At 35.9% G+C, this 17,491-nt stretch carries 21 protein-coding genes and 1 tRNA gene; 11 read left to right on the top strand and 11 right to left on the bottom strand.

The window, feature by feature from the left end; genetic code table 11:
- Positions 1–17 precede the first annotated feature (17 nt).
- Together ilvC and cbiB are read left to right on the top strand one after the other, a co-directional pair.
- Positions 18–1,013, top strand: coding sequence for a ketol-acid reductoisomerase (gene ilvC / locus EV07_RS06325; RefSeq protein WP_036918542.1), 996 nt, complete (start codon positions 18–20; stop codon positions 1,011–1,013).
- Positions 1,010–2,026: an adenosylcobinamide-phosphate synthase CbiB gene (gene cbiB / locus EV07_RS06320; protein ID WP_342626391.1), complete on the top strand. Its 1,017-nt coding sequence runs from the start codon at positions 1,010–1,012 to the stop codon at positions 2,024–2,026. The genes ilvC and cbiB overlap by 4 nt, the downstream gene beginning before the upstream one ends.
- On the opposite strand, the gene EV07_RS06315 is transcribed toward cbiB, so the two are convergent.
- Together EV07_RS06315 and EV07_RS06310 are read right to left on the bottom strand one after the other, a co-directional pair.
- Positions 2,027–2,764, bottom strand: a complete 738-nt coding sequence (locus tag EV07_RS06315; protein WP_036918798.1) for a sugar transferase — start codon at positions 2,762–2,764, stop codon at positions 2,027–2,029.
- Positions 2,765–2,814: 50 nt separating this feature from the next.
- A complete protein-coding gene (locus EV07_RS06310; RefSeq protein WP_036918537.1) occupies positions 2,815–4,026 on the bottom strand; it encodes a glycosyltransferase in 1,212 nt (403 codons plus the stop codon).
- Positions 4,027–4,406: 380 nt separating this feature from the next.
- On the opposite strand from EV07_RS06310, the gene EV07_RS09910 reads away from it, so the two are divergent.
- From EV07_RS09910 to EV07_RS06295, 3 genes are all read left to right on the top strand, one after another.
- Positions 4,407–4,589 carry a hypothetical protein gene (locus tag EV07_RS09910; RefSeq protein WP_193742673.1) on the top strand — a complete coding sequence of 61 codons (183 nt, stop codon included), beginning with the start codon at positions 4,407–4,409 and terminating at the stop codon, positions 4,587–4,589.
- A gap of 449 nt (positions 4,590–5,038) precedes the next feature.
- The gene (locus tag EV07_RS06300; RefSeq protein ID WP_036918535.1) at positions 5,039–5,281 is read left to right on the top strand and encodes a chlorophyll a/b-binding protein; all 243 of its coding nucleotides are present in this window, start codon (positions 5,039–5,041) and stop codon (positions 5,279–5,281) included.
- 59 nt (positions 5,282–5,340) lie between these two features.
- Positions 5,341–5,565, top strand: a complete 225-nt coding sequence (locus tag EV07_RS06295) for a membrane protein (protein WP_036918534.1) — start codon at positions 5,341–5,343, stop codon at positions 5,563–5,565.
- On the opposite strand, the gene EV07_RS10130 is transcribed toward EV07_RS06295, so the two are convergent.
- The 5 genes from EV07_RS10130 to EV07_RS06270 form a co-directional block, all read right to left on the bottom strand.
- Entirely contained in the window at positions 5,562–5,690 is a 129-nt protein-coding gene (locus EV07_RS10130) for a hypothetical protein (RefSeq protein WP_275040921.1), read from the bottom strand. The two genes, EV07_RS06295 and EV07_RS10130, sit on opposite strands and share 4 nt — an antisense overlap.
- A 593-nt stretch (positions 5,691–6,283) precedes the next feature.
- A complete protein-coding gene (locus EV07_RS06285) occupies positions 6,284–6,580 on the bottom strand; it encodes a hypothetical protein (protein ID WP_036918529.1) in 297 nt (98 codons plus the stop codon).
- A gap of 117 nt (positions 6,581–6,697) precedes the next feature.
- Positions 6,698–7,000: a hypothetical protein gene (locus tag EV07_RS09260; protein ID WP_152557481.1), complete on the bottom strand. Its 303-nt coding sequence runs from the start codon at positions 6,998–7,000 to the stop codon at positions 6,698–6,700.
- A gap of 498 nt (positions 7,001–7,498) precedes the next feature.
- Positions 7,499–7,795, bottom strand: coding sequence for an HU family DNA-binding protein (locus EV07_RS06275; RefSeq protein ID WP_275040924.1), 297 nt, complete (start codon positions 7,793–7,795; stop codon positions 7,499–7,501).
- 136 nt (positions 7,796–7,931) lie between these two features.
- Complete coding sequence (locus EV07_RS06270) at positions 7,932–8,549, bottom strand: hypothetical protein (RefSeq protein WP_052043764.1); 618 nt, start codon at positions 8,547–8,549, stop codon at positions 7,932–7,934.
- A 102-nt stretch (positions 8,550–8,651) separates the two neighbouring features.
- Here EV07_RS06270 and EV07_RS06265 point away from each other — a divergent pair, with 102 nt between their 5' ends.
- Positions 8,652–10,718 (top strand): glycogen debranching protein, encoded by a 2,067-nt coding sequence (locus tag EV07_RS06265; protein ID WP_036918524.1) that lies wholly within the window; start codon positions 8,652–8,654, stop codon positions 10,716–10,718.
- A 12-nt stretch (positions 10,719–10,730) separates the two neighbouring features.
- On the opposite strand, the gene EV07_RS06260 is transcribed toward EV07_RS06265, so the two are convergent.
- Positions 10,731–10,801: transfer RNA gene (locus EV07_RS06260), tRNA-Gly, on the bottom strand.
- 137 nt (positions 10,802–10,938) lie between these two features.
- On the opposite strand from EV07_RS06260, the gene EV07_RS06255 reads away from it, so the two are divergent.
- Genes EV07_RS06255 through plsY form a run of 5 tightly spaced genes read left to right on the top strand, consistent with a single transcriptional unit; the run spans position 10,939 to position 15,126 of the window.
- On the top strand, positions 10,939–12,294 hold the full coding sequence (locus EV07_RS06255) for an MFS transporter (RefSeq protein WP_036918523.1): 1,356 nt from the start codon (positions 10,939–10,941) through the stop codon (positions 12,292–12,294).
- Positions 12,291–13,037, top strand: a complete 747-nt coding sequence (locus EV07_RS06250) for an MlaE family ABC transporter permease (RefSeq protein ID WP_036918520.1) — start codon at positions 12,291–12,293, stop codon at positions 13,035–13,037. Before EV07_RS06255 ends, EV07_RS06250 begins: the two co-directional genes overlap by 4 nt.
- Before the next feature lie 5 nt (positions 13,038–13,042).
- On the top strand, positions 13,043–13,447 hold the full coding sequence (locus tag EV07_RS06245) for a DUF3119 family protein (protein ID WP_036918517.1): 405 nt from the start codon (positions 13,043–13,045) through the stop codon (positions 13,445–13,447).
- Positions 13,448–13,492: 45 nt separating this feature from the next.
- Positions 13,493–14,509, top strand: a complete 1,017-nt coding sequence (locus tag EV07_RS06240; protein WP_036918516.1) for a DUF3086 domain-containing protein — start codon at positions 13,493–13,495, stop codon at positions 14,507–14,509.
- Positions 14,510–14,529: 20 nt separating this feature from the next.
- Positions 14,530–15,126, top strand: coding sequence for a glycerol-3-phosphate 1-O-acyltransferase PlsY (plsY, locus tag EV07_RS06235; RefSeq protein WP_036918791.1), 597 nt, complete (start codon positions 14,530–14,532; stop codon positions 15,124–15,126).
- Here the strand turns inward: plsY and pyrF are convergent.
- The 3 genes from pyrF to EV07_RS06220 are packed head-to-tail and all read right to left on the bottom strand — an operon-like array spanning position 15,123 to position 17,489.
- Positions 15,123–15,851, bottom strand: coding sequence for an orotidine-5'-phosphate decarboxylase (gene pyrF / locus EV07_RS06230; RefSeq protein ID WP_036918514.1), 729 nt, complete (start codon positions 15,849–15,851; stop codon positions 15,123–15,125). The two genes, plsY and pyrF, sit on opposite strands and share 4 nt — an antisense overlap.
- 11 nt (positions 15,852–15,862) lie before the next feature.
- Positions 15,863–17,116, bottom strand: coding sequence for a tyrosine--tRNA ligase (tyrS, locus tag EV07_RS06225; RefSeq protein WP_036918513.1), 1,254 nt, complete (start codon positions 17,114–17,116; stop codon positions 15,863–15,865).
- Positions 17,117–17,162: 46 nt separating this feature from the next.
- Entirely contained in the window at positions 17,163–17,489 is a 327-nt protein-coding gene (locus tag EV07_RS06220) for a DUF1825 family protein (protein ID WP_036918512.1), read from the bottom strand.
- Between the last annotated feature and the right edge of the window lie 2 nt (positions 17,490–17,491).

Here is a 17,491-nt window from a genome sequence, read left to right as displayed (position 1 = left end):
CTCAACAAAACATTCGGATGGCTCAACTCTTTTACGACTCAGACGCAGATCTCAATCTTCTTGACAACAAGACAGTGGCGATTATTGGTTATGGCTCACAAGGCCATGCTCATGCACTAAACCTTAAAGACAGTGGGATCGAAGTTGTTGTAGGCCTTTATGAGGGCAGCAGATCTGCAAGTAAGGCTACTGCAGATGGCTTGGAAGTGTTAAGTGTTTCCGAGGCATCAGCTAAAGCTGACTGGATAATGATTTTGGTCCCAGATGAATTTCAGAAAGATATATATATAAAAGAGATAGCTCCTCATCTAAAACCTGGAAAAGTCCTTAGTTTTGCGCATGGTTTTAATATTCGTTTTGGACTTATTGATCCTCCTTCTTTTGTAGATGTGGTAATGATTGCACCAAAAGGTCCAGGCCATACTGTTCGCTGGGAATTTCAGAATGGTCAAGGGGTCCCAGCGCTTTTTGCAATAGAACAAGATGCTTCAGGTATTGCTAGGGGGCTAGCAATGGCATATGCAAAAGGTATTGGCGGCACAAGGGCGGGGATTTTGGAAACTAATTTCAAAGAAGAAACTGAAACTGATTTATTTGGTGAGCAAGCAGTTCTTTGTGGCGGACTTTCTGCACTAGTAAAGGCTGGTTTTGAAACGCTTGTTGATGCTGGTTATCAACCTGAACTGGCTTATTTTGAATGTCTTCACGAAGTCAAGTTAATTGTTGATCTAATGGTTAAAGGTGGCTTGACTGCGATGCGTGATTCAATTTCAAATACTGCTGAATACGGAGACTATGTTAGTGGTCCAAGATTAATCACATCTGAGACAAAAGAAGAAATGAGGCGAATACTATCAGATATACAAGATGGAACTTTTGCTAAAAATTTCGTGGAAGAATGTGAAGCAGGGAAGCCCGAGATGAAAAGAATTCGAAATGAAGATGCATCTTTACCAATAGAAAAAGTTGGGAAAGGCCTTAGGGCAATGTTTAGTTGGCTAAAAACTGACTGATTACTAACATCACGCTACTTCTTGGAGCAGTCTTAATAGATCTACTGATTGGGGATCCAAGGTTTATCCCTCATCCAGTAGAGATAATTGGATGCCTAATAAGTTTTCTCAGGAAAAAGGTTGAATTCTTTGCTGGTGGAAACACCTTTTACTTAAGAGTTGGGGGAGCGCTAATAACATTTTTAGTTACTGGACTAAGTACTCTTTGTTGTTGGTTTTTAGAACAATTATTTTTCTTGAACTCTTCCCTTATGCCAAGGCAAATAATCTTTTTGATTTTAATTTTAGCATTGGCAAGTTCTTTAGCATCAAAAAGTCTTTTTATTAGTGCTTTCAATATAATTAATGCATTAAATGAATCTGACTCTATAGATCATATACAAAGAGCTCGAAAAAAATTAACTCATATTGTTGGTAGAGATGTTGAGAATCTAGACAGACAAGAAATATTAAGGGCTACTGCAGAGTCTATTAGTGAAAATGCAATAGATGGAATTTTTGCGCCTTTGTTTTGGATGATGATAGGAATGCTTTTATGGAAACTCTCACCTGTATTTCCTGGGCCTTTATCGATGGTCTGGTTTTTTAAGTCCAGTAGCACTATTGACTCAATGATTGGATATAAGGAAGGGAACCTTTTGTGGCTAGGTCAAGCAGGAGCAAGATTAGATGATACCCTTACCTTTTTGCCCTGTAGATTAGTGTTAATTACACTTCCTTTTATTAGCCATAGTTTCTCTAAAGCACAATCTTTAATCAAAATGGCATGGATTGATGGTAGTAAGGACTTGTCTCCAAACTCTGGCATTTCAGAAGCAATATTTGCTCATTGCGCTGGTATTAGAATGGGTGGGATGAATACATATAAAGGTAAGAATGTTTTTAAGCCACTTCTGGCAAAAAATGCACCTAAAGCAAATATTAAAAGTATAAAAAAAGTTATAAACTTAAGTCTTAAACTTCAGATTGTATGGGTTTCTGTTTTTAGTACCCTATATTTAGTATTAGCATAATTAATAAGCACCTCTATCTCTAGGGAATAGAAGGACCCCAAATGTTCTAAAGAATATTTTTAAATCTATAATGAAGCTTCTCTTCCTGACATATAAAATGTCAAGCATGACTCTTCTTCTGTAAGTTAAATTGTTCCTGCCACTAACCTGCCAAAGTCCTGTTATACCAGGCCTGACTGAAGCAACTTCTTTCATATAAGCACCGTAACGCTTTACCTCATCCTTTACTATTGGCCTTGGTCCAACAATGCTCATATGGCCTTTAAGAACATTTAGGAATTGTGGGAGTTCGTCTAAGCTGGATAATCTTAAGAACCTGCCTATAGGCGTAATCCTGGGATCATTGCGAAGCTTGAAATCTTTTTCAAACTCAGCCTTTAGTGAAGGGTCTCTATCTAGAAGATTTTCAAGTAAACTCTCGGCTTCCGAATGCATAGTCCTAAACTTAATACATCCAAAATAACGATAATTTCTACCCAATCTTTTCTGCAAGTAAAAGATTGGACCAGGTGAACTAAGCTTTACTAATAAACCTATTAGAAGAAAGAAAGGTGCTCCACAAATAAGCACAAATAAAGAGAATATGATGTCGCCAGTTCTTTTTAATGTTCTATCATATGCACTTTGCTTTTTAAGCAATTCATCTGTAGAAAGCTCATCTGGGGAAAAAGGTGATTTTTCAGAAGAGTCTTCATAAAAATCCGTTTTATTCTTTTTAACAAACGAATTGATACTCATGAAATAATCTGTCGCATGAAAATTCTTGCAAAATAATAACAAGTGAGTGCTCAATCCTTAGGGTAATCATTATAAGCCGATGCAATAGAGCATTTTTTTAAGTGATCTTCCCATGATTGCTTTAAAACAAATTCAAAACGATTATAAAAATTCTGAGGGCTAAATGTTTTTGCCCAGCTATTTATAAATTCGGGACTCATTTTAGCCCATATCTTTTTATCTTCAAACCATGTAACTGCATCTATTAAAGAACTTACTGTTTGATCTCTAAATAAGACACCAGTTGCAGATTGAATCCCTTTGCTAGCACATTTAACTGTATCAAGCAAACCACCTTTTCCTAGAGCAATTATAGGAGCACCTGCGGCCATCGCTTCCACAGGAGCTATTCCAAAGTCCTCTACGCCGGCATATACGTAGGCTCTACATTTCTGCATCAATTTTTCTACGCTCTCTTTTGGTTGATAGCCTAAAAGTTTGATATTCCGACCTGCTATCCGATTTAAATGTGCCCTTTCCGGCCCATCTCCAACAACTATCAAGGGGAGCCCAAGCACATTGAATGCGCGGATAACTAAATCAACTTTCTTATTGGGGACAAGTCTGCAAAGACAAAGATAGTAATCCGCCCTATCTTCATCAAATCTAAACCTATCAACTTCAACAGGGGGATGAACGACTGTTGATTCACGTCTCCAATATTTCTCAATCCTTCTGGCTGTAAAACGAGAATTTGCTAATAAATAATCAACTCTTGCTCCACTTAATTGATCCCATTGCCTTAACTTGTGCAATTGCCAACGAATAATAGGTTCAAGCCCTGCTTTGCTTAAAATAGATCTTTGCAAATAAACATTCATTTGGTCCCATGCGTATCTCACTGGAGTATGGATATAACTTAGGTGAAACTGATCTGGAGAAGTTAGAACACCTTTGGCAACAAGGTGGTTACTACTAACAACTAACGGATAAGAAGATAAATCCAATTGTTCAATTGCATATGGCAAAAGGGGTAAGTATTTTTGAACATTTTTGGTAGCAAATGGCAAACTTTGAATCAGGCTTGTTCGTATAAATCGTTTATATAACCAACTTTCCTTCCTAGAGCTTTCACCATCAACTAGTGAAAATAAGTCAGGGGTAACACCTAAAGAAGAAGAAATGATTTTATCTATTGAACGAACTACTTGCTCAGCACCTCCACAAGACTTAGGGGTAAACCATTCATGCACTAAAGCAATTTTCTTCGGCAAATCATTCATAAAGGTCAAAGAAAATTAATAAGTGATAAGACTTTTAGTTGGAGAAATAACTAAGATTTGGCTTGATAAGATCTTATCAAAAGTTAAAAGGAATAATTTTTAAGAAATTATTGCTTAGAATAAATATGAAAAGTAATCCAAAAACAGAAGATATGGAGGTTAAATATAGTACGTATCCTTTTGATCTAGGTAGCTTATTATAAGATATAAACATTATAAGTAAAGCAATTAGGCCTATTGAAATAGCTGATATCTCAGAGCTGTTGTTTAAAATTAATACGATACCCAAGTTTTTATTGATAAACCCCAAAGGATTCAATTCCAATGCTCCCGACACATGTTTAAAAAATAAAAGTGCAGAATAAGAGGTTGATATCACAATGCTATTTATTAATAAAAAAGATACGGGCTTTGTAAGCCTATTCATTGTTCTATTAAAAGATGCAAGTAAAATAGCAATGATAAAAGCTGATATAAGTGGGGATAGTGGTATCAAGAATGAAAGGTCGATGAGATTAGGCATTGCATCCATTGCTTTTCAGTTGCGAGAATACTCTGATTAAGAGTTCATAAATGCTTATTAACAATAAAAAAAAACAATCCAAGCTCTTAAGACTTTAAAGGACTAGTTACCTAATTAATGTAACTTGTTGCCTCATGACAATGAAAATAATAAATAGATAGTTGAATTTAAAATTCTAACTTAATAAAAGGCAGAACTATTCTCGGAAGAGCATATGCCTAATATTTATTTGAGTGGCTGTCTATGTAATAAGCTTGACTTAATTTAATTAGTTCATAAAATAATTCATGAGCACATTAAAATGATGAATAATTATCTGCTAATACTTCTTGTTATTACTGTTATCTCTATATTTGGATTCATGCTTTATGCTTCAGAAAAATCTCGTTATATAAGAAAAGCAAAAAAAATGGTCAAGAAACGAAAAAAGAAATTGCCTAAACTTAGAAAAACAAATAAAATTCACAGGAATTAAAACCAGAAAAACAAATGGTTGATCATCAAGAGAAAGGCGAATTGCAGGACAAAGATGTGACTAAAAAAAACGACCCTTTGCCAAACGCAAAATGGTTAGATAATGATGATAAAGAAGTTGAGAAAGTTTTTGGGTTTAATGAGAATGCAGAACTAGTTAACTCTAGGGCTGCCATGATTGGATTCTTAATGCTAGTTTTGACAGAATTAGCATTTGCAGGTAAGCCTGTTACAACTGCAATTTTTGGTATTAATTGATGTTTAATTGTAAAACCACTCTTTAATAAAGTATGCTATTAATTAGTCATTATTAGAAAATGCAAAGAAAAGACTGGTTTGGTATTTTATATGTCTCCTTAGTAGTAATTGCATGGGGAACCATTGGGTCTCTAATTGATTATCCTTTGCTACAAAAAGGCCTTTATGATGCAGGTTCATTAGGTCAGTACTTGACTTTTATCATTTCAGGAATTGGTTCATCTGTTATAGCAATACTTATTTTCAAGCCAGTTTCAAAAAAGTTTGGAGGAGATTCGGATTAATATCGATATCGCTTGACGACTTCTGCAGGCTGATTAGAAGTCCCAGGGTTGAATAGGATCCATTGTCTTGTTTCAATATCATGATCACATCCCAATTCAGGCATTTCGCTAATAAGACTTGACATTTCAAAATGGCATTGTTGATCTGCTTCAAACGCAGATTTAAATTCAGGATTAAAATATCCAGTGGTAAATATTAAAATTATTAAAAGAAAAAATGAAGAGGTTATAAATAATATTTTCATCCTTAAGCAATATTTTGGGGGATTAAATAGATATTACTATAAAAGGAATTTTTGCTCAAAGAGTTGTCTTACTAAAAAGGAAATAAGCTAATTAAGAACTTATTGCTCTTTATTTAGCTTATTAGCGAAATGGATGTTCGCTTTTACAAACAACTCATTAATGTATTGAATGATTTTTGATGACTCTTTCCCAGACTCTTGTTGATGAAGACTTAAGTATTGTTTCTGGTTATCAACTGGCACAGTGACAGTTGATGTAGTTGCATCTTTAGGGCTTGAAATCTAAATAAGTAGTGCATAATAACTAAGTGAGGAGTTGAGATTCTCTTGGAGTCGAAACTAGGAAAGACTTCCTAAGAACATCTCACAAAAAGCCCTGTTTAAAAGCAGGGCTTTTTAATTGGGATTTTTTTCTTTTTATCTTATTTTTAATTCTTGCTCTATCTTTGGTCGTTTAAAATAAAACACAAGAGCTAATTTCTACCTACATTATAGATAAAATTTTGAAAGGAAGGGTTATAGAAATAGAGCAATACAGCTAAAACAAGAATTATATTCAAACCTAAAACAAGTGAGCCTAGAAAAACCCTTGTTTTCTTGGTTGGCGTTTTATATTCAAACCCGCCTACCTTAATTAAAACCTCTCTGCTAGAAGCTTCGGGATTGTTTTTTGAAGCAACATTGCTTTTTTTGGCTTTTGAGTTTTTCAGAAAAGTTTCAGGATCTTTTTTCTGCTTAGAATCATCATTAGGTGATTGATTGCTTCCCATTTGATTGATGTGTCTATCTCTTATAACAATTAGCAGTAAAACCTATTTAAAATCATAGGCAAGCGTAAAACTCAATAATTCAAAACTATCTTGGTTTGCTTAAAGCTTTGCTTCGATTCAGTAGAGAAAGCCACAATGAGCTTTGATATCTTCAAGCTCCTTAATATTGAACTTTCCTTTTGGCATATTGAAGATAGTCATTATTAATTTAGCTTCCATTCCTAATAATCTTGTTTGGCATGAATAATTTGCTTGTGAACCTGCAAATAATTGCAACTCTTCAATTTCAACAAGAGATTCACTACATATATCTCTATTTAACGAAGTGAAGCATTCAGATGCTATGGATTTTATTAAATCTTTTTTTAAACTCTCAGCTTTAAGGTGAGGTGTTGTTTTTGGTACATTAGAAAAAAACAAGTATGAGAAAAGTAAACTTAAGTAAAATAAACCTTTTAAGTATTTCTTAGTAGTTATAAAACTCATAACCAATTATACGGAAATGCTTAATGACTTGTTGGATTTATTTCTTAACTAAATTCTATAGCTTTTGATTCTTCCAAGCAACTCAAGCAAAACAGAGGAGGAAAGCCTGTTATTTCTTTATGGGATTCTATAAAATAGCTTATTTTTTAGATAGTTTTAGCCCTTATTTTTATGAAAATAATTTAATATTTCATATCCCTCTTAAAGAGCTGTTCATAGTTTACGGACCTCAATATCTAGAAAATTACTAAATAGATTTGGTTTGGGTTGATCATTCATTTCTTTAGAGAAGAGAGGAATTTAACCTTTTTATTTGTTTTCAAATCCCTTTTCAGGAGCTTGTACATTGAAAAATAGGGGCTCAAAATATGAGCCCCTATTAAAGTTATTTAGTTCAAAGTTAACCGAATAACCTTTCTATCAGAACTTAAATCAGCCCTGAACACGATCCTTGAAGAGCTTTCCAGCTGTAAAGGCAGGAACGCGCTTGGCTGGTATTTTGATTTTCTCACCTGTCTTGGGATTTAATCCTTGACGGGCAGAACGATCACGAGGCTCAAATGAGCCAAACCCTAGTATGGAGACTTTTTTGCCTTCCACGACTGAGTCAACAATTGTTTCTATGGCAGCATCGACAACAAGTGCCACGTCTGTCTTAGTTAGCTCTGTACGAGCTGCAACCAAATTAACTAAGTCTGCTTTGTTCATTGGATAAGTGTGTTGTAGCAGAGAGTAAACGAAAACCAACTTAGGTAAGTTAATTAACAAATACTCGATCCCGCTAATGGTATGGAGCTAAAGCACTTCCGGCAATAGAAAAGTAAGGCCGTGCAATGCTTTATACAAAAATTTTATGGATGTTTAACTATTCATCATTGGGGTCCCAAGCCTCCCATGGCATTATCAGATGAGTATCGAACAACCCCTCTATTCCTCCAAAAACTAGTGATGGACAGCTTTTCACAGGAGGCCACTTTCGCAATTTGATCAGACTTTCTTGTTGCATGGACCAGTGAAAAGTGTTTTTGGCGCGTAAATTTTTCATACGATCTCTTGATACGGGAATTAACAAACGTCCGCAGAACAGCACATTCCAAGGGGAAGGGGCATAGACAACACAGCTTCCAGGTGATGGTCCAGGAGTCCAAAGAAGCTTTAACCCTGAGAGCGTAATAAGTTCATTCGCGAAACTTTCTAGATTTTTAATTCCTGGGAGTAAATAAGATTCCTGTTCTTGAACAACAACTGACCAACCAAGTGATTTATTGACTTTAGAAACATCATTGTGACCATCACGGCTGGTTAAAAGTATTTTCGGATTAGATTTGCCAGCCAACTCTTTTAGATCATTTATAACTTCTGAGTTGTACTCAGGACAATCTATTAATACAGGTTCTGGTTTGCAATTTAGCCACCATGAACTTGCACGCTTAGGATTCTTTTTGGAAGGAAACATCCAAAGCCAATCTCTGACCTTTTCCATTGAATTACTCAGGTTCACTCAAACAATGAAGATATGAAGTTGCTAAAAATAACTATGCCATTAGCTTGTAATTAATGCGCATTGTAAAAATAAGTCATCTCAGTGCTAAAAACCAACCTAGGCACTGCTTATCCGCTTGGAAGCACAATAACTAAAAGAGGAGTTAACTTCTCGGTTGCAGCTCCAAATGCTGTTCGTATAGAGCTTTTATTATTTGAAAAGGAAAATGATTGCCAGCCTATAGAAATTATTTATCTCAACAAAGAAAACAAATCAGGAGACTATTGGCATATTGAGGTTGAAGGGGTCACCATAGGGAGCTATTATGGATATAGAGTTTATGAACTAGAAACTGTTGTAGGAGATAACTTTAACACTGAGTCAATATTGTTAGACCCATGCGCAAGGTCAATCGCAGGTTGGGATGCTTTTCAGAGAAATCCAGCACAATCAAACTTATTGCCCAATCCAAGTAATTGTTTGAAAGGAGTTGTTTGTGAAAGGGCACAATTTAATTTCAATGATCACCCTAGACCTAGGCACTCATGGAACAACACAATTATTTATGAACTGCATGTAGGTGGCTTTACAAGAGACTTAGCCTCTGGGGTAACTAATGAGAAAAGAGGCACTTACCTTGGCTTGATGGAAAAGATTCCTTATATAAAGGATCTTGGAATTACGGCAATTGAACTATTGCCTGTTTTTTCATTTGACCCTTCAGATTCGCCATTTGGATTAGAAAATCATTGGGGATATAGTCCAATTAATTGGTTTACACCTCATCAAGGTTTTGTCTCAAGAGCACACCCTCTTACTGCAAGAGATCAATTCAGAAAACTTGTTGAAACATGCCATGACAATCATATAGAAGTTTTTATAGATGTTGTTTACAATCACACAACTGAAGGGAATGGAGATGGACCTCTCCTTAGTTGGAAGGGGTTTGGGGAGTCATCCTATTATCATATAAACGATAAAAAAGAATTTTTAGATGTAACTGGATGCGGGAATACAATTGCTGCAAATGAACCAATTGCAAGACAATTAATACTTGAATCTTTAAGATGCTGGGCTAATGAGCTTGGAGTTGATGGCTTTCGGTTTGATTTAGGTATAAGTTTGAGCAGAGGTAAAGATTTAGCACCGCTTGATTTTCCTCCCATATTTGAAGAAATTGAATCTGATCCTTTTTTAAGTGAGATAAAACTAATTAGTGAACCATGGGATTGTGGAGGACTCTATCGTCTCGCTGATTTTCCTGCCCAAAAAATAAGTACTTGGAATGGGCACTTTAGAGATGATTTAAGGAAGTTTTGGAAAGGAGATAAAGATACTACATGGCCTTTAAAAGATAGGCTTATGGGAAGCCCAAAAATTTATAAAGACAATGAAAACTCTGTTAAGAAATCAATTAACTTTATAACTTCACATGATGGATTTACCCTGATTGATTTAGTAAGCTTTAATAAAAAATATAATCTTTCTAATGGAGAAAATAATAGAGACGGAGAAAATCATAATAACAGTTGGAACCATGGCATAGAAGGACCTACTACAAAAAAATACTTAAACAATATTAGAAGTAGACAGCAAAGAAATCTATTAACAAACTTAATTTTGACGCCTGGAATTCCAATGATGTTAATGGGAGATGAAGTTGGAAGAAGTCAGGGAGGTAATAATAATACTTGGTGCCAAAATAATTCGCTGGGGTGGATGATTTGGGATCAAGATAGTTGTGATTATCAATTAAGAGATTTTGTAAAGAAACTGATAAACATTAGGAAGGATTTATTGGCAATATTTAGCCCTGAAAAGACTCATGGATTAGAGCCTAATAGGAGCAAATCTGCTGAGGGCTTTTGGTTGCAATGGCATGGGGTAAAAGTTAATGCTCCAGATTGGAGCAGTTGGTCACACACAATTTGCTATAGCATTAACCAAGAGGACAAAGGGTCTGCAATATGGTTTGGTTTAAATGGATATGAAAAATCAATGAAATTCGAATTGCCTAAGCCAATTTCATCTTGGGTTAAGGTTATTGACACAAGCTTTTTAGAAAACCATTTCAATGAAAAAATCTCTAATCAGCATGAGGTGGAAATAGAAAGCAGAAGTCTCGTTTTGTTGATGTCAAAAGATTTTCAAGAGTCTTTGACCACTTAAAATAATTATAAAAGCGGGCGGCGGGAATCGAACCCGCATCATCAGCTTGGAAGGCTGAGGTTTTACCACTAAACTACGCCCGCACTAAGCAACAAAGATAACCAGTCCAAAAAAGGAACTGGAGCTTGCTTTAGCACTTCTCCATTATTACCTTGTGCAGCCCCTTTTAACGAGTCAAAGAAAAACAAATCTTTTTCGAAAAGCTTCCAGGCGGAGGCTTATGTTCTCGTATGGAATGGGAGATGCTGGTACTGGGCTTGCTGCCACACAGCTTGGGTTCTATCTATTTGCTTTCTTTACAAGTGCTGCAGGATTGCCAGCTATTGTAGCGGGTTCTTTACTCATGGTAATAAAAGTTTGGGATGCGATCAACGATCCATTAATAGGTTGGCTTAGTGACCATACAAAATCAAAGTGGGGGCCAAGATTACCTTGGATGATAGGAGCCGCTGTTCCTTTAGGTGTAAGTCTGGCAGCTATGTGGTGGGTCCCTCCAGGAGGTACATCAGAAAAAGCGGCATATTACATCTTAATAACACTTTTGCTTATGACTGCATATACAAGTGTCAATCTTCCATTTGCCGCTTTGGCAACTGAATTAACAGAAGAAACATCAATAAGAGTTCGACTTAATGCTTCTAGGTTTACTGGATCTATTCTTGCTTCGTTAAGCGGGCTTATTGTTGCAGCATGGCTTTTGTCTAGGGGGGAGAATGGTTATATCGAAATGGGAAGAATTACAGGCTTAATAGCAACTTTGACGACTTTGATTTCGTGTTGGGGATTGGCCCCCTTTGCGAAAAAAGCTAGAAAACCAATTCCTACATCTGAGCCTTTCAAATTTCAAATAAAAAGAATTTTTAATAACAAGCGCTTCCTTAAGATCATTTGTTTATATCTCCTCCTCTGGTGCGGTCTTCAGCTTATGCAAACAGTCTCTCTAATTTACTTGGAACAAGTTATAAAAGTACCTTCAGTAACTGCAAAATGGATGCCCATACCCTTCCAAATTAGTGCACTTTTTGGATTGCAATTTTGGAGTTTTTTTTCAAATAAATATGGAAGAATTCAAGCTCTTTTAAAAGGAGCTTCGATTTGGATTTTTGCTTGCTTAACAGTAATGATTTTACCTCCATTATCTTCAAGTATTGATTTGAATAATTCTTTGGGAATGGCTAACTTGGAAGTTGTAAAAATGAGCATTTTAATTATTACTATTACTCTATTAGGATTTGGAGCATCAACTGCTTATCTTATTCCATGGTCATTACTCCCAGATGCTATTGATGCCGATCCAGATAAACCTGCCGGTATTTATACAGCATGGATGGTTTTGATTCAAAAGATAGGAATTGGATTAAGCGTTCAATTGCTTGGCATTTTACTGACATTCTCAGGATATAAATCATCAATTAATTGTATTGAACTTGCAACTTGTGCGGAGCAATCAGCTAGTGCAATAACTACTATCCGTATATGTATGGGATTGATACCTTCTTTACTTGTGATTATTGGATTATTAATAATGAGATCATGGAGAGACTATAAGCCTGCTTATCAGATTGGGGAATCATGAAGACACCACGATGGCTAAGACGATTTGGCAGCAGCTTATTAATAGGTGGTCAAGCAGTAACTTCTGCGGCTAAAGGCAGTTTTAATAAATCAGATTTAACAGAACAATTGATGGAAGCTGGTCCAGGTAGCTTCCTTATAGTTTTAATTACAGGGGTTTCAGCAGGGACAGTCTTCAATATTCAAGTTGCAGCAGAATTAAGCAGTCAAGGACTGGGTTCTGAAGTTGGAGGCCTACTAGCAATTGGGTTGGCAAGGGAAATTGCTCCACTCCTTACGGCAACACTGCTAACAGGCAAAGTTGCTACAGCTTATGCAGCTCAGCTAGGGACAATGAAAGTCACCGAACAGATTGATGCAATAACAATGTTGAAAACTGATCCTGTTGAATACCTTGTGGTGCCAAGACTAATAGCAATGGTGGTTATGGCACCTTTGCAGTGCTTACTGTTCTTTTCTGTTGCACTGTGGAGTGGTCAAATTAGCAGCACTGCTTTCTATAGCATTCCTCCAAATGTTTTCTGGAATTCTGTTAAAGGATGGCTTGTATTCAGCGATCTACCTTTCATGTTAATAAAAGCGATTGTTTTTGGGCTTCAAATTGCAGTCATAGCATGTGGGTGGGGTCTCACTACTAGGGGTGGAGCTAAAGAGGTTGGTACAAGTACAACTGGAGCAGTTGTAATGACATTATTAACTGTTTCCTTAATGGATGTTGTATTAACTAAAGTATTATTTGGTTAATACATATGAATTTTTCAAAAATGGATAAATCTGAAGAGGTAATACTAACACCTATGTACAGATTACCTGTCTTAATAGCGATTCTAGGACTTTTTATTTTATTAACTCCTTTACCTCTATGGACAGGTATCTCGACAAGTATTTTTAGCCTATTCTTATTAATCCAATCTTTTACTCTTCGGCTCAAAATTACTACCGATGATTTCATTGTAATTCAATTAGGTAGGGAGATAAGAAGATTTCCTTTTAAGAATTGGATTGCATGGAGAATTTTCTTGCCTCAGTTACCAGGGATACTTTATTTTAGAGAAACTGCAAGCCCCCATCTTTTGCCAATACTTTTTGATAAAACAATGTTAGAGAGCCAATTGAAATTACGAGTTGGATCATTAGAGATAAAAAATCAATAAAAATCCACCCAATCTATCCCTCCCTATTTTATATCTCTTAATATAATGACTGAAAAAGATCTCACACCAAGCAATGAATACGGCACTAGTGAAAATAATGAAGGTGATAATATTTTAAAAGCAGAAAATAATAAATTAGAGAATGCTAAATCTGCTTCAGAGGATAAACCACATTTAACTAAATCTACTGAAAATAATTCAAAAGAGCTCATAAAGCTTGCATTAACTGATCTGGAAAAGAAAAGGGAGATTTTATTAAAAGAAATAGAGGTGCTACAAGAAAGGAAAAAACAAGTTGAAAAAGAATTTACTAGCTCCTTTTCAGGTCAATCAGATTCAATAGCAAGAAGAGTTAAAGGTTTTCAAGATTATTTAAGCGGTGCTTTTCAAGAATTAAGTCAATCAGTAGATCAGCTTAATTTGATTGAACAGCCTGTAGTGGTTTCGCCTTCTCCTCTTGATCAAACAAAAACAAAAGAGTTAGAAGAGGAAGGTATTGAAAAAGTGTCAGCTATTGCTGAGACTTTCAAGCCTGATAAGGATCTAATACTTCAATTATTGGGACAGTACTTAGATGGACCAGATTATTATGCTGATCCTTGGAAATTCCGAAGAAGTTTGGAGCAAAAAGATGCTGATGTTTTAGAAGATTGGTTTTTTAATATGGGTGGCCGAGGCGCTCAGCCTAGTTTAGGGAATCGATCAAGGAACGTTCTGCTTTCAGCAGCATTAATTGCCATTCTTGGTGAATTGTATGGAGATCGATTCCAAGCTCTAGTCCTGGCAGGAGAGCCAGAGCGCCTAGGCGAATGGAGGAGAGGCTTGCAAGATGCATTAGGTCTAAATAGAGAGGATTTTGGCCCAAATAGTGGCGTGGTCCTTTTTGAGCGATCTGAACCTCTCATTGAAAGGGCTGATCGATTAGAAGCTGCAAATGAAGTTCCTTTGATTTTGGTAGATTCTGCAGAGAGGAATATTGACATTCCTATATTGCAATTTCCTATATGGCTAACTTTTGCTGCATCATCTCAAGAGCTTTATCTTGATGAAGAACTAATTTAATGGACTTTCAAATCATTTTTATTGCTTTATTCACTTTGGTGATAAGTTATTTACTAGGTTCGTTGCCTAGTGGTTACCTTGCTGGTAAATGGATCTCAGGATTAGACTTAAGACAGATTGGTTCAGGCTCTACAGGTGCAACAAATGTTTTAAGACATGTTGGTAAAGGACCTGCTTTAATTGTTTTTCTCTTGGATGTACTTAAAGGTACTGCTGCAATATTAATTGCTAAATCATTTTTATTAGACCAAAATTGGCAAGTTGCTTCTGGTTTTATAGTATTAGCAGGTCATATTTGGCCAATCTGGTTGAAAGGAAAAGGTGGGAAAGCAGTCGCAACTGGATTAGGTGTTTTTCTTGGTATCTCTTGGCAAGTTGCCTTTGGTTCTTTAGGTATATTCCTATTAATGTTAAGTATTTTTAGAATCGTATCCTTATCAAGTGTATGTGCTGCCGTAAGTCTACCAATATTAATATTCTTCCACTTTAATAATGATTTATCTAGTGGTTATATGTCTATCAGCCTGATAGCAATGATACTAGTTTTATGGAGGCATCGATCAAATCTAATTAGATTAATAAATGGGAAAGAACCAAGAATTGGCAAATCAATTTAATTATTTAGTAATTGATCACAAATCCTATTGAAGGATTCTAATGGGTTTTCGGAATTGGTGATTTCTCTACCTATAACTAACTTCGAAGACCCTGCCTTCAATGCTTCTAATGGAGTCATTACTCTTGCTTGATCATTTAAATCAACTCCTATGGACCGAATGCCAGGAGTGATAAGTTGAAAAGGCTCAGGAAAAATCCTGCGTAATTTATTAACTTCCATTGGAGAACAAATACATCCTCCAATACCTGCTTCAGAAGCCAGCTCAGCTAAAAAGAGTGTCCGGTCAGCTAAAGGTTGGTGAATAGCTAGTTCATTGATGAAATCTTGTGATTTCCAACTTGTTAATACAGTAACTGCCAATAGGCAGGGAGCTTCAAGGCCTAGTTCCATTGCACCCTCTTGAGCTGATTGATTAGCTGCTTCAAGCCCCTTCTTTCCTGCACAAGCATGGACAGTTATCAACTCTGCCCCTGATTTTGCAGCCTGATAACAAGCCCTTGCCATGGTGGTTGGGATGTCATGAAATTTAAGATCTAAAAAAACTTTTTTACCTAAACCTCTTAATTTACCAATAACTTCTGGCCCTAAAAGTGTAAACAACTCAAGACCTACTTTCACCCAAATTAGATTGGGTAATTTTTCTATTAATAACAACATATCTTCTTCACTCAACCTATCTAGAGCAAGAATTAATTTCTCTTCTGGTTTGAATGAAGCAATCATTGAATATATGATTAGTTTGAAATGCGCCTGAAAGTTTTTTTACCTAATTGCAGAATTTTTCCTATAAGATCCTCCTTTTTTAAGAATTCAAGATTTGGATTTAACATTTTCTCTCCATTAATTCTAACTCCACCACCTTGGATTTTTCGTCTAGCTTCACTGCTGCTAGTGCATAAGCCAAGTGCACTTAGTAAATAAAAAGCCTTTACAGGAAAACCTATTTTTGAAATCGATATTTCGGGCATCTCATTTACTTCCTCTTTTATTCCAGAAACAAGTTTTATCGACTGTGTTTGTGCAATCTTTGCAGAGGGCATGTCATGAAACTGGGCAGTAACATTTAAAGCCATATACTTTTGTAATTCTCTAGGGCTTGCGGGTGAATTAGTGAGCTCACAATCTGTTAATAAAGTCAAATAGTCCACAACTTGTTTATCAGGGACTTTCTCTAATTTTGAATACATTGATAGAGGATCTTCCTTAAGACCAACAGTATTGCCAATGCTTTTGCTCATTTTCTGAAATCCATCTAGACCAACTAGAATTGGTAACAACAATCCAAATTGAGGGTTTTGACCAAAATGCCTTTGTATATCTCTCCCCATAGCTACATTGAATTTTTGGTCTACTCCTCCAAGCTCAATGTCTGCATTCACAGCAAAAGAATCATACCCTTGCAATAGTGGGTATAGAAATTCATGCAAAGCAATTGGCGTGCCAGAAGTGTAGCGTTTAGCAAATTCATCTTTGGCTAGCATTTGCCCAACAGTTGTCTTGGAAAGCAGGTCAACAATTTTTGACATGTCAAAATTTTCAAACCATTCACTATTTCGTTTAATTTCTATTCGTCCTTTAGTTTCAAAATCTAAAAGAGATTTTTCTTTAGCTTGTCCTAACCCAAGTTGCTGTAGATAATTTTTAGAATTATCAGCTACTTCTTCAGCAGATAACTGTATACGAGTTTTGCTTTTTCCAGTTGGATCACCAATCCTTGCTGTGAAGTCACCAATTATTAAAATTGCTGTATGCCCAGCATCTTGAAATGCTCTTAGCTTCCGAAAAATAATACTGTGCCCCAAATGTATATCTAATCCTGTTGGATCTATCCCAAGTTTTATTCTCAATGGTTTATTTGTGCGGATAGATTCTGAAAGCAGTAATTCAAAATCCTGTTCTTTATTAGATTTATTGGCCTTATCAAATGGGAACAAATCAACGATCCCTCTTGAAAGCCATTGTGGAAGAGAATTGAATTCCTCAGACATAACAACCTTCCATATATAAACAATCGTATATCGTGTGAATCACTATTTATTTCTGAGTGTCATCAATTTGAGACTTCATTCTATTTAAAGTTAAATTCATTTGATCAAACATTTGCTCAGGAGTCATTCCAAATTGACCAAGTTGAGTCTTCAATTGCTCTACTGTCATCTTGGCTTGGAAATCTTCAGAAAGTTCAAATCTTTTCATGAAAACCTTATAGCGCTCCATTAAAGATTCCATTTTGTTTATAAACATTATTTTGCCTTCTCGATCAAACTTCCCATAGTCTCCTCCTAACTGCATGAGATTTTGATAGTCCTCAAAAAGGCTTTTTGCTTCTTCCTGTACAATCTCGGATTCAAAAAATGCCATAT

Origin of the sequence: Prochlorococcus sp. MIT 0603 (assembly GCF_000760215.1) — a bacterium.
Taxonomy (GTDB): domain Bacteria; phylum Cyanobacteriota; class Cyanobacteriia; order PCC-6307; family Cyanobiaceae; genus Prochlorococcus_E.
The sequence above is the reverse complement of the archived record's forward strand: the minus strand, read 5'-3'. Positions and strand labels throughout refer to the sequence as shown.

Excerpts from the sequence above, each read along its gene's own strand:
- ilvC (WP_036918542.1), top strand. The coding sequence starts at position 18 with ATGGCTCAACTCTTTTACGACTCAGACGCAGATCTCAATCTTCTTGAC.
- EV07_RS06315 (WP_036918798.1), bottom strand. The coding sequence starts at position 2,764 with ATGAGTATCAATTCGTTTGTTAAAAAGAATAAAACGGATTTTTATGAA.
- EV07_RS06310 (WP_036918537.1), bottom strand. The coding sequence starts at position 4,026 with ATGAATGATTTGCCGAAGAAAATTGCTTTAGTGCATGAATGGTTTACC.
- EV07_RS09910 (WP_193742673.1), top strand. The coding sequence starts at position 4,407 with ATGCTATTTATTAATAAAAAAGATACGGGCTTTGTAAGCCTATTCATT.
- EV07_RS06300 (WP_036918535.1), top strand. The coding sequence starts at position 5,039 with ATGGTTGATCATCAAGAGAAAGGCGAATTGCAGGACAAAGATGTGACT.
- EV07_RS06295 (WP_036918534.1), top strand. The coding sequence starts at position 5,341 with ATGCAAAGAAAAGACTGGTTTGGTATTTTATATGTCTCCTTAGTAGTA.
- EV07_RS10130 (WP_275040921.1), bottom strand. The coding sequence starts at position 5,690 with ATGTCAAGTCTTATTAGCGAAATGCCTGAATTGGGATGTGATCATGAT.
- EV07_RS06285 (WP_036918529.1), bottom strand. The coding sequence starts at position 6,580 with ATGGGAAGCAATCAATCACCTAATGATGATTCTAAGCAGAAAAAAGAT.
- EV07_RS06270 (WP_052043764.1), bottom strand. The coding sequence starts at position 8,549 with ATGGAAAAGGTCAGAGATTGGCTTTGGATGTTTCCTTCCAAAAAGAAT.
- EV07_RS06255 (WP_036918523.1), top strand. The coding sequence starts at position 10,939 with ATGTTCTCGTATGGAATGGGAGATGCTGGTACTGGGCTTGCTGCCACA.
- EV07_RS06250 (WP_036918520.1), top strand. The coding sequence starts at position 12,291 with ATGAAGACACCACGATGGCTAAGACGATTTGGCAGCAGCTTATTAATA.
- EV07_RS06245 (WP_036918517.1), top strand. The coding sequence starts at position 13,043 with ATGAATTTTTCAAAAATGGATAAATCTGAAGAGGTAATACTAACACCT.
- EV07_RS06240 (WP_036918516.1), top strand. The coding sequence starts at position 13,493 with ATGACTGAAAAAGATCTCACACCAAGCAATGAATACGGCACTAGTGAA.
- pyrF (WP_036918514.1), bottom strand. The coding sequence starts at position 15,851 with ATGATTGCTTCATTCAAACCAGAAGAGAAATTAATTCTTGCTCTAGAT.
- tyrS (WP_036918513.1), bottom strand. The coding sequence starts at position 17,116 with ATGTCTGAGGAATTCAATTCTCTTCCACAATGGCTTTCAAGAGGGATC.
- EV07_RS06220 (WP_036918512.1), bottom strand. The coding sequence starts at position 17,489 with ATGGCATTTTTTGAATCCGAGATTGTACAGGAAGAAGCAAAAAGCCTT.